The 746-nt window shown below is 58.2% G+C and carries 1 protein-coding gene; it reads right to left on the bottom strand.

What is annotated here, in order from left to right; all coding sequences use genetic code 11:
- A partial coding sequence (locus tag B9Z48_RS21310) for an elongation factor Tu (RefSeq protein WP_146186355.1) occupies positions 1–746 on the bottom strand: 746 nt, incomplete at both ends.

Raw genomic sequence — 746 nt, 5'->3', positions numbered from 1 at the left:
GGCTTGCACAGCACTTGGCCGCGCTCGACGTCTTCGCGCTTGGTGCCGCGCAACAAGATACCGACGTTGTCACCGGCTTGACCTTGGTCGAGCAACTTGCGGAACATCTCAACGCCTGTGCAAGTGGTCTTGACAGTGTCTTTGATACCGACGATTTCGATTTCTTCGCCGACTTTGACGATACCGCGCTCGATACGGCCAGTCACCACAGTGCCGCGGCCAGAGATGGAGAACACGTCTTCCACGGGCATCAAGAATGCACCGTCCACTGCGCGGTCAGGCGTAGGGATGTAAGTGTCCAAAGCGTCAGCCAACTTCATGATGGCTTGCTCGCCCAGAGGGCCCTTGTCGCCTTCCAGAGCCAGCTTGGCGGAACCTTGCACGATGGGGGTGTCGTCGCCAGGGAAGTCGTACTTGGACAACAACTCGCGAACTTCCATCTCGACCAGTTCCAACAACTCAGCGTCGTCGACCATGTCGCACTTGTTCAGGAACACGATGATGTAAGGCACGCCCACCTGACGGGCCAACAGGATGTGCTCGCGGGTCTGGGGCATAGGGCCGTCAGCAGCGGAGCAAACCAAAATAGCGCCGTCCATCTGGGCAGCACCGGTGATCATGTTCTTCACATAGTCAGCGTGGCCAGGGCAGTCCACGTGGGCGTAGTGACGGTTTTCTGTTTCGTACTCAACGTGAGCGGTGTTGATCGTGATACCACGAGCCTTCTCTTCGGGAGCCGCGTCGAT

Origin of the sequence: Limnohabitans sp. WS1 (assembly GCF_003063265.1) — a bacterium.
GTDB lineage: Bacteria > Pseudomonadota > Gammaproteobacteria > Burkholderiales > Burkholderiaceae_C > Limnohabitans_A.
The sequence above is the reverse complement of the archived record's forward strand: the minus strand, read 5'-3'. Positions and strand labels throughout refer to the sequence as shown.